The organism is Dyella sp. (genome assembly GCF_035277725.1).
In the GTDB taxonomy this organism is placed as follows: Bacteria; Pseudomonadota; Gammaproteobacteria; order Xanthomonadales; family Rhodanobacteraceae; genus Dyella_B.
The window spans coordinates 1-9,318 of sequence record NZ_DATEJY010000229.1 but is presented as its reverse complement, the minus strand read 5'-3'; the positions used below and the strand labels follow the sequence as shown (position 1 = coordinate 9,318).

9 protein-coding genes and 1 other RNA gene are annotated in these 9,318 nt (G+C 64.1%); 8 read left to right on the top strand and 2 right to left on the bottom strand.

Features of this window, described 5'->3' with window-relative positions; genetic code table 11:
• Window positions 1–350, bottom strand: a 350-nt coding sequence (locus VJR68_RS19200; RefSeq protein ID WP_324150261.1) for a YraN family protein, incomplete at its 3' end; no start/stop codon positions are given.
• The gene (locus VJR68_RS19195) at window positions 350–2,200 is read right to left on the bottom strand and encodes a penicillin-binding protein activator (RefSeq protein ID WP_324150260.1); all 1,851 of its coding nucleotides are present in this window, start codon (window positions 2,198–2,200) and stop codon (window positions 350–352) included. The genes VJR68_RS19195 and VJR68_RS19200, both read right to left, overlap by 1 nt.
• An 82-nt stretch (window positions 2,201–2,282) precedes the next feature.
• On the opposite strand from VJR68_RS19195, the gene rsmI reads away from it, so the two are divergent.
• The 8 genes from rsmI to VJR68_RS19155 form a co-directional block, all read left to right on the top strand.
• Window positions 2,283–3,107, top strand: a complete 825-nt coding sequence (gene rsmI, locus VJR68_RS19190; RefSeq protein ID WP_324150258.1) for a 16S rRNA (cytidine(1402)-2'-O)-methyltransferase — start codon at window positions 2,283–2,285, stop codon at window positions 3,105–3,107.
• Window positions 3,108–3,232: 125 nt separating this feature from the next.
• An RNA gene (rnpB, locus tag VJR68_RS19185) (RNase P RNA component class A) lies at window positions 3,233–3,596 on the top strand.
• Window positions 3,597–3,868: 272 nt separating this feature from the next.
• On the top strand, window positions 3,869–4,315 hold the full coding sequence (mraZ, locus tag VJR68_RS19180; protein ID WP_324150257.1) for a division/cell wall cluster transcriptional repressor MraZ: 447 nt from the start codon (window positions 3,869–3,871) through the stop codon (window positions 4,313–4,315).
• A gap of 52 nt (window positions 4,316–4,367) precedes the next feature.
• Entirely contained in the window at window positions 4,368–5,288 is a 921-nt protein-coding gene (gene rsmH / locus VJR68_RS19175; RefSeq protein WP_324150256.1) for a 16S rRNA (cytosine(1402)-N(4))-methyltransferase RsmH, read from the top strand.
• Window positions 5,285–5,557 (top strand): cell division protein FtsL, encoded by a 273-nt coding sequence (gene ftsL, locus VJR68_RS19170; protein WP_324150254.1) that lies wholly within the window; start codon window positions 5,285–5,287, stop codon window positions 5,555–5,557. Before rsmH ends, ftsL begins: the two co-directional genes overlap by 4 nt.
• On the top strand, window positions 5,554–7,374 hold the full coding sequence (locus tag VJR68_RS19165; RefSeq protein WP_324150253.1) for a penicillin-binding protein 2: 1,821 nt from the start codon (window positions 5,554–5,556) through the stop codon (window positions 7,372–7,374). Before ftsL ends, VJR68_RS19165 begins: the two co-directional genes overlap by 4 nt.
• Window positions 7,371–8,849, top strand: a complete 1,479-nt coding sequence (locus VJR68_RS19160) for a UDP-N-acetylmuramoyl-L-alanyl-D-glutamate--2,6-diaminopimelate ligase (protein WP_324150252.1) — start codon at window positions 7,371–7,373, stop codon at window positions 8,847–8,849. Before VJR68_RS19165 ends, VJR68_RS19160 begins: the two co-directional genes overlap by 4 nt.
• On the top strand, window positions 8,846–9,318 hold a 473-nt coding region (locus VJR68_RS19155), incomplete at its 3' end, for a Mur ligase family protein (protein ID WP_324150250.1). The genes VJR68_RS19160 and VJR68_RS19155, both read left to right, overlap by 4 nt.

Below are 9,318 nucleotides of genomic sequence, written 5' to 3'. Positions count from 1 at the left end.
GCGTCAAATGCACCGCGCAACCACTGCATTTTCGCGTTATCGACCGGTCCGTCATACGCCACCACATCAAACCGGCAAACACGCTGCGCATATTTTGGATTCGCCGCAAGCCACAGCTGTGCCGTCTGCACCAGCTTGGCCTGCTTGGCGGCGGTGATGGACATGGCGGCATCGCCGAATCCGGCGCGAATGCGATGGCGCACCTCGACGAACACCACGGTATCGCCGTCACGCATCACCAGATCCAGCTCGCCATAACGCGTGGTGTAGTTGCGAGCGAGCAGCTTCAATCCTGCTCGCTCAAGCTCCATGCATGCGCGTTGCTCGAACGCGCTTCCTGCTGCACGCATCAGCCACCGTTCGGTTGCGTGGCCGGCATCGTCGCACTGCTGGCTGGCGCAGGCGCGCTGCTGGCCGGTGCGGGTCCGCCCGGCGTGTTGTCGAGTTGCAGGCTGCCGTTGCTCGGGCGTGCCACGCCGTCCTGGAACTTCAACCAGGTCAGCACACGCTTCACGTTGCCGAAGGTGTCGATCGCCAGCTGCCCCGTGGCACCCGGCAGATAACTGCCCGGATGGCTGCGCAGCCAGTCGAGGTACGGCACCAGGTTCCACGCGTCCATGCCGAAGGCGAACAGCTGGGAAGTGCCGCCGCGGGCAGCGGGCAACTGGCCTGCGATATCCTGATAGTTGGGCAGGCCGGTCTGCGCGTCGAACAGCCACGGCGCATCGCAGAACTCCACGCCTTCCAGGTCGCGATCGGCCGTGGGATTGTCACTGCCGCCATAGATGTGCGAAGTGGCGAACACCGGCAAGCTGATGCGCTGAACGCGCAGTTGCGGCAGCAGCAGGCGTGCCTGCTCGGTGCGCATGCTGATGAAGATGCCTGCATCGCTGCCGGCGCTGCCGGCATTCAAAGCGTTGATGGCGTCGCCGTAATTCACGCCACTCGATGGCAATTGCGCGTTGCCGGCAATCTGGCCGCCCTTGGCTTCCAGTTCGGCCTTGAAGGCAGCGGCGGCGCGTTTGGCAAAATCGTCGCCGGAGATAAGCACGTAGGCGTTATGTAGTCCGCGCTCGATCATGTGATCGGCCGCTTGCGCACCTTCGTCTTCCGGCATCAGTGCGAACTCGCTCGCATTGCCGGTGGAAAGTTTGTTGTTTTCCATATGATTGAGCGTAAGCACCGGCACCGGCAGCGAAGACTGCCCAAGTACGCCGGTGACTTCCGCGCGCAGCAACGGTCCCACCACCATTTGCGCGCCGTCGCTGATAGCCTGGCTATAGGCTTTGACGGCCGCAGCCGCGTTGCCGCCGCTGTCGTACACGCGCACCGTGGCACGCGGCGCGTGTGTATCCGACGATTGGAAATACGCAGCAAAAAAGCCTTCGCGAATGGCCGCGCTGATCGGCGCCAAGCCATCGTTGTTGGGCAACAGCAGCGCAACGTGCGCCGGCATCTTGTAACCCTCGCGCACGCTCGCGCCATTGCCAGCCACCAGCGTGCCGACGGCTTGCTGCAGATCCGGTTGCGCCTGCGCGACCGTGACGCCGAGACGGCCAAGCGCTTCGTTCACCCATGGCAGCATGCGATCACCCGACTGCATGGCGGCGGCGCGCTGCTTGAGCGGTTGCACGCCAAGCTTGGTCAGCAACGTCAGCGCCTGATCGCGGTTCTGTGCGCGATCGGCACCCTGCAGCGTGCTGTCCAGTTGAATGCGATTGACTGCCGCGCCCCACAGGTCGCCGGTGCCGGCCAGAGCATCCGCGCGCAGGATCAGCAGGCGTGAACGCAGATTCGGCGGCACGCTCAGATCCGGTTGCGTGGTGAGGTTCAACGCCGCTGCTGCATCGTGCTGGTGTAACGCGATTTCCGCGCGCAGCAGATCCAGGCGCACGGGCTCGTCATCGGTCAGCTTGTCGCGGCGAATGCCGATCACGATCGGTGTGGCACGGTCGAGCGCGTTCTCTTCGCGATACGCTTCGGCGGCCAGCAGCTTGTAATGGTCTGCGCGATCGAGCGCCTGCGCGGCGAGCGACAAATAGGCCTGTGCAGCCCGGTCGAACTGCCCCTGGTTGGCAAGATTGGCGGCGCTCTGCGCGGCGGCAACCTCGGCCGGCGAGCGCGGTACCACGGATGGCACGCAGGCGCTCAGCAGCAGCGAAAACAGCAGTCCTGACGCGGCAAGACGACTCGGGCGCATGGGGTTCCTTGGCATCGCGATCGGCAATTGCGCGATCATAGCCGATCGCATCATCGCCTCGCCGCGAAAGGGTATTTGCAAAATGTCTAATCAGATGGGCTGCCTGTGGGTGGTGGCGACACCGATCGGTCATCGCGACGACATTTCCGCGCGCGCCATCGAGACCTTGCGCAGCGTCGCCGTGATTGCCGCCGAGGACACCCGGCATAGCCGGCCTATGCTTCTGCAACACAATATCGGCACGCCGCTGGTGGCCTTGCACGAACATAACGAGCGCGAAGCGGTGGCGACCATCGTGCGGCGGTTGGAGCAGGGTGAATCGGTGGCGTTGATTTCGGACGCCGGCACGCCGCTGATCAGCGATCCGGGCTTCCGCCTCGTGCGTGCGGCGCGCGAAGCGGGTATTCGATGCATACCGGTACCCGGTGCGTGCGCGGCGATCGCGGCGCTGTCCGTTGCAGGGTTGCCAAGCGATCGCTTCGTGTTCGAAGGTTTTCTTCCGCCCAAGCCGGCCGCACGGCGCAGCCGGCTGGAAGAACTTGCAGGTGATCCGCGCACGCTGATTTTTTACGAATCCTCGCATCGCATTGCCGAAAGCGTGGCCGATATGCGCGACGTGTTCGGCGCGGAACGCGAAGCGGTGCTGGCGCGCGAACTCACCAAGATGTTCGAGACCGTGATTGGCGAGCCGTTGAGCGAACTGGCACAGCGCGTAGCGAGCGATCCCAATCAACAGCGCGGCGAATGCGTGATTCTCGTCGCCGGCCGTGGCGATGACACGGATGCGAAGCTCGCCGAAGGACAGCGGGTGTTCGCGATCCTGCGCGAGGAACTACCGCCTTCCAGAGCGGCGAAACTGGCGGCGGCGATTACCGGTGCATCGCGCAAGCAGCTCTATCAGGAATAGCGCACGCCGCCATGCAAGCAGCCACGTAGGCTGGGATGACAATCCCAGCTTCTTTCGGCCTCTTCATGCTGGGATTGTCATCCCAGCCTACGTGCCAGTGGATTCCTCCAGCTACAATACTCACCGGAGTCGGCCGGGCAGTCGCGTCGCGCCTTGTGCGCGTCGAGGAAAGTCCGGGCTCCACAGGGCAGAGTGCCAGGTAACTCCTGGGCGGCGTGAGCTGACGGCCAGTGCAACAGAGAGCAAACCGCCGATGGCCCGCAAGGGCACAGGTAAGGGTGAAAGGGTGCGGTAAGAGCGCACCGCGCGCGGGGCTAACGCCGCGTGGCACGGTAAACCCCACTCGGAGCAAGACCAAATAGGGGAACGATAACGCGGCCCGCGTTGTTCCCGGGTAGGTTGCTGGAGCCAGGTGGCGACGCCTGGCCGAGAGGAATGACTGTCGCGCCGCAAGGCGTACAGAACCCGGCTTACAGGCCGACTCCACCTCATTCAGGACTGAGTGAAGAGTGGCGAGAAGTGGGAAGGGCGCCGTACAGGCTTTTCTTTCACTTCGCGCCGCTCTTCGCTTACTTCTGTTTTCCAAAAAAACCATACCGATCAAAGCTCTTGCGAGTCTTCCTCGAAATCACTGGAAATTTCGCCAGAACTTCGCCTTTCTCCTTGATTCACAAGCAAAATTTTCTTGACAGTCTCAAGGGGCGAGACTATCGTGGGACCCTGTGTGAAATCGTGGGATTTCGTGGGAGTTCCTGAAGGTCGTGTTCCAGGGCGAAACTGCCATCACCGTCGATGACAAAGGCCGACTGGCTATCCCGACCGCGTATCGGGAGCTGGTGACGGACGCCTGCGCCAATCGGCTGGTGATCACCTACAACCCATTCGAGTCGGGCTGCCTCTGGCTGTTCCCGCACGCCGAGTGGGAGAAGGTGCGCGACCAGGTGAATGCCCTGCCGAACGTGAAGGCCGTGCACCGCGCCCTGCAGATGAAGCTGGTCGGTGCGGCGGCGATGGTGGAGCCGGATGGCGCGATGCGCATCCTGCTGCCGGCCAGTCAGCGCGCAGCGGCGGGCATCGAGAAAAAGGCGGTTTTGCTGGGCATGGGCAACAAGTTCGAGCTGTGGAGCGAACAAGCCCACCTGGCCAAGATCCGCCAGACCATCGGCGAAGACGAAATCAGCGACGACATGGCGGACCTGCGGCTCTGACCCATGGAGGTCAGGCGCAGGCAGATGAAAACAAGAGCGGGAGTGCGGCGGCATGGCTGAGCGTCAGCACATCCCGGTGATGCTGAATGAAGCAGTGGAGGGACTCGCCGTGCGGGCAGGCGGGCGTTATCTCGATGGCACGTTTGGACGCGGCGGTCACGCTCGCGCCGTGCTGTCGCGCCTCGGTCCCGATGGCCGCCTGCTGCTGATGGATCGCGATCCGCAGGCGATCGCCACCGCGCAGCGTGAATTTGCCGCCGATCCGCGTGTGTCGATCCGCCATGCGAATTTCTCCACACTCGCCGAGTGGGACGAAACCGCCGACGGTCTCGATGGCGTGCTGCTCGATCTGGGCGTGTCTTCGCCGCAGCTGGATGAAGCCAGCCGCGGTTTCAGTTTCATGGCGGATGGCCCGCTCGACATGCGCATGGATCCGACACAAGGCGAAAGCGCGGCGGATTTTCTCGCCCACGCCGATGAGCGCGAGATCGCGGACGTGTTGTGGATCTACGGCGAAGAGCGTTTCAGCCGCAAGATCGCGCGCGCCATCGTCGAGCATCGCAAAGACTCGCTTCTGACGCGCACCGGCGAACTCGCCGCGTTGGTGGAGCGTTTGATCGGCCGCCGCGAGCCGGGCAAGCATCCGGCCACGCGTACCTTCCAGGCACTGCGCATTCGCGTGAACCGCGAACTGGAATCCGTCGAGCGCGGACTCGATGCGGCGCTGGAACGGCTGAAGCCAGGCGGTCGCCTGTCGGTCATCAGCTTCCACTCGCTGGAAGATCGTCTGGTGAAGCAGTTCATCCGCGACCACTCCGGCCGTGTGCAAGGCAGTCGCCGTGGTCCGCCGGTAGCGGCGGCGCCGGCCAAGCTGGCCGCTATCGGCAAAGCGCAGTTTCCTTCGGATGCCGAGCAAGCAGCGAATCCGCGTGCGCGTTCGGCCGTGTTGCGTGTGGCGGAGAAGCTTGCATGAGGGCCGTCGGCATCTTCAGCCTGCTCATCCTGCTGACCGCCGCGCTGGTGAGCGCGATCGCCGTGGTGTGGACGCGTCATCAGAGCCGCACGTTGTTCGTGCAGCTGTCTCAACTGCAAAGCCAGCGCGATGAATTGAACATTGAATACGGCCGGCTCGAACTGGAGCAGGCGACCTGGGCTGAACCGCGCCGCATCGATAGCGAAGCGCGCACCAAGCTCGGCATGTTTACGCCGCGTCCGCAGGACGTACAGCTGGTGCGGCAATGAACCGTCTGCCACCGACCTCGCCGAAATCCACTTCTCGCCGCAAGGGTGCTGGCCCCAGCACGCGGCGGCGCATGCTGCTGGTCATCGGCGTGCTTGGTCTTGCCTCGGCAGGCCTGGTGGCGCGCGCGTTCGATCTGCAGGTGGTGCGCAAGCAGTTCTATCAGGATCAAGGCGACGCACGCTTCCTGCGCGTGGTGCCCATTGCCGTATCGCGCGGCACGATCTTCGATCGCAACGGCGAACCGCTGGCTGTCTCCACGCCGATGGTGTCGATCACCTGCGTGCCTTCGGAAGTGCTCGACAACGCCGATCGCATTCCTGCGCTGGCACAGGCATTGGGCACCACGCCGGATGATCTGAAGTCGTACCTGGAGCAGCGCGCGGATCGCGACTTTGCGTACCTGCGCCGCCAGATGAGCCCGGAAGCGGCGCAGGGCGTGCTTGCGCTTGGCGTTCCCGGCGTCAACGGCCAGCGCGAATACAAGCGCTACTACCCATCCGGTGAAGTCACTGCGCACGTGCTCGGCTTCACCAATATTGATGATCACGGCCAGGAAGGCTTGGAGCTTGCGTTCGACAACTGGCTGGCCGGCAAGCCGGGCGCCAAGCGCGTGATCCGCGATCGCATGGGCCGCATCGTGGAAGACGTGGAGCAGGTGCATGCGCCGCAGCCGGGGCAGAATCTCACGCTCAGCATCGATCGCCGCATCCAGTTTCTGGCGTACAGCGAGCTGAAAAAGCAGCTGGATGACCTGGACGCCGATTCGGGTGAAATGGTGGTGCTGGATATCCACACTGGCGAGATTCTTGCCATGGTGAGCCTGCCTACCTACAACCCCAATGTCGTCACCGGCAGCCCGGCCGCCGCACGCCGCAACCGCACTGTGACCGACGTGGTCGAGCCTGGCTCGACCATGAAGACCTTCACCATGGCGGCGGCGCTTTCCAGCGGCAAGTACACACCCACGTCGCCCTTGGTCGATACCGGCAACGGTCATTGGTACTTCATGGGCAAGGACATCAAGGACGTGGAAACCGGCGGCAACGGCGTGTTGACGCCGACCGGCGTGCTGACCAAGTCGAGCAACATCGGCGCGGCCAAGATCGGTCTGTCGCTGGACACCAAGTTCCTTTACGACACCTATCGTGCATTTGGTTTCGGCGAAAGCACAGGCAGCGGTTTTCCGGGCGAATCGGCGGGCCTGCTGCGTCCCGGCCGCAGCTGGCGGCCGATCGAAAAAGCCACCATGGCGTACGGCTACGGCCTCAACGTCACGCCGCTGCAGTTGGCCGTTGCCTACGCCACGCTGGCGGACGGTGGCGTGATGCACACGCCCACCTTCATCAAGGGCGGCGAAGATGCCGGCAAGCAGATCATTTCGCCGAACATCGCGCGCGAACTGGTGAACATGCTTGAGACGGTGACCGCGCCGGGCGGTTCGGCCACGCGTGCGCAGATCGCCAACTACATCGTGGCCGGCAAGACCGGCACCGCGCATCTGGCATCGGGCGGCGGCTATGCCAAGAACAGCTACAACTCGCTGTTCGCCGGCATTGTGCCGGCTACCGATCCGCGCCTGGTCGGCGTGGTGGTGATCAACAATCCGAAGAAAAACGCTTACTACGGCGGCGTGGTTTCCGCGCCGGTATTCCAGAGTGTGATGTCGGGTGCGTTGCGCCTGCTCGATGTACCGCCCGACAACATCGGGCGCTGGTACGTGGGCGGCCCGCTGCAGGCCGGCGGTGGATTGGCGGGCACCGCGCCCCCGCAGAATCCGCAGGATGACCAATCCGCGGTGGAGGCGGTCGAGCCATGACCAGCCAGCGCCTCGACCACCTGCTGCAAGGCATCGCTGAAACGAAGGCCGTCGGGCCTATCGTCATTTCTGGCCTGGCGCTCGATTCGCGCAAAGTGCAAGGCGGCAATGCGTTCTTCGCCCTGCGCGGCACGCGCGGGCATGGCATCGATTTCGCGCACGGCGCCGTGCAGCGCGGTGCCAGCGTGGTGCTGGCCGAAGCGCCGGCACCAGTCGAACTGGAAGATCCAGGCGTGCCGGTGTTGTGGATCGATGGCTTGCATGCCTTCGTCGGCGAAATCGCGTCACGCTTCTTCGGCCGGCCTTCGCAGACGATGCGCGTGATTGGCGTCACCGGCACCAATGGCAAGACGTCCACGGTGCAATTGCTGGCGCAGGCGCTGCAGCATCTTGGCCACCGCGCCGCCACCATCGGCACGTTGGGCGCGGGCCTGCATGGCCAGCTGCGCGAAGGCGAGCGCACCACGCCGGATGCGATTGCCGTGCAGCAGTTGCTTGCTGAATTCCGCCGCGAGGGTGCGTCGCACGTGGCGATGGAAGTGTCCTCGCATGCGCTGGAGCAAGGGCGTGTCGCGGCGACGGCGTTCGAAGTGGCCGCGTTCACCAACCTGACGCGCGATCATCTCGACTACCACGGCAGCATGGAAGCCTATGGCGCCGCCAAGGCCAAGCTGTTCGTCTGGCCGGGGCTTAAAGCTGCTGCCATCAATATCGATGACACGTTTGGCCGCGAAATGGCGCACAAGCTGCCGCCCGACGTGCGCGCGTGGCGGTTGAGCAGCGCGGGTGATGCCCAGGCTGATGTGGCGGCGAGCGGTACCGTCACCTCTGCCGAAGGCGTGGCGTTCACCGTACGTACGCCGTGGGGCGAAAAACAGATTCGCAGTCGCCTGCTCGGCCGCTTCAACGTGGCGAATCTGCTGACGGTGATCGGCTGCCTTGCCGCGCTGGGCGAATCTTTTGAGCGCATCGTTGATGCGATCGAAGCACTGGAACCGGTGAATGGGCGCATGAATCGCATCGGCGGTCTGCATGGCCTGCCGCTGGTGGTGGTCGATTACGCCCACACGCCGGATGCGTTGGAGCAGGCGCTCAAGGCGCTGCGAGCGCATTGCGACGCCAGGTTGATCTGCGTGTTCGGTTGCGGCGGCGAACGCGACGCGGGCAAGCGCCCGCAGATGGGCGAGATCGCCGAGCGGCTGGCCGACATCGCCATCGTCACCGATGACAACCCGCGCGGCGAAGACGGTGATGCGATCGTCGCGCAGATTCTGGCCGGCATGACGCGGCCGCAGGCTGCCACCGTGCAGCGCGATCGCGAAGCGGCGATTCGTGCGGCGCTGACGATGGCGCGTACCGGAGATGTGGTGTTGATTGCCGGCAAAGGCCACGAAACCTACCAGGAAGGCGCAGGCGGCAAGCGTGCGTTCGACGACATGGCGATAGCGCGCGTCGCGCTGGAGACCCACGCATGATGCGCCTGAGCGCCATTGCCATGTGGACGCATGGACATATGCATGGCACCGACGCGGAAGTGACCGGTGTTGCCATCGATACGCGCAAGGTGAAGCCGGGCGACCTGTTCGTCGCGTTCAAGGGCGAACGCGTGGACGGCCACGACTATCTCGCCGACGCGAAAGCGCGCGGTGCAGTCGGTGCGCTGGTGGAGCATCGTGTCGAGAGCGATCTGCCGCAGGTCGAAGTAAAGAGTTCCGAGCTGGCGCTAGGCGACCTGGCCAGTGCCGTGCGCGCGCAACGCAATGCGCGCGTGATCGGCATCACCGGTTCGAACGGCAAGACCACGGTGAAGATGCTCACCGCATCGATCCTGTCCAAGCATGGCCGCACGCACGTGAATACCGGCAGCTACAACAATGAAATCGGCCTGCCGCTCACGCTCTTGTGGATGCCGGAAGATACCGAATACGCCGTGCTCGAAATGGG

What these genes read in the sequence shown, in the direction of transcription:
- VJR68_RS19195 (WP_324150260.1), bottom strand. Translation starts at nt 2,200, where the DNA reads ATGCGCCCGAGTCGTCTTGCCGCGTCAGGACTGCTGTTTTCGCTGCTG.
- rsmI (WP_324150258.1), top strand. Translation starts at nt 2,283, where the DNA reads ATGTCTAATCAGATGGGCTGCCTGTGGGTGGTGGCGACACCGATCGGT.
- rsmH (WP_324150256.1), top strand. Translation starts at nt 4,368, where the DNA reads ATGGCTGAGCGTCAGCACATCCCGGTGATGCTGAATGAAGCAGTGGAG.
- ftsL (WP_324150254.1), top strand. Translation starts at nt 5,285, where the DNA reads ATGAGGGCCGTCGGCATCTTCAGCCTGCTCATCCTGCTGACCGCCGCG.
- VJR68_RS19165 (WP_324150253.1), top strand. Translation starts at nt 5,554, where the DNA reads ATGAACCGTCTGCCACCGACCTCGCCGAAATCCACTTCTCGCCGCAAG.
- VJR68_RS19160 (WP_324150252.1), top strand. Translation starts at nt 7,371, where the DNA reads ATGACCAGCCAGCGCCTCGACCACCTGCTGCAAGGCATCGCTGAAACG.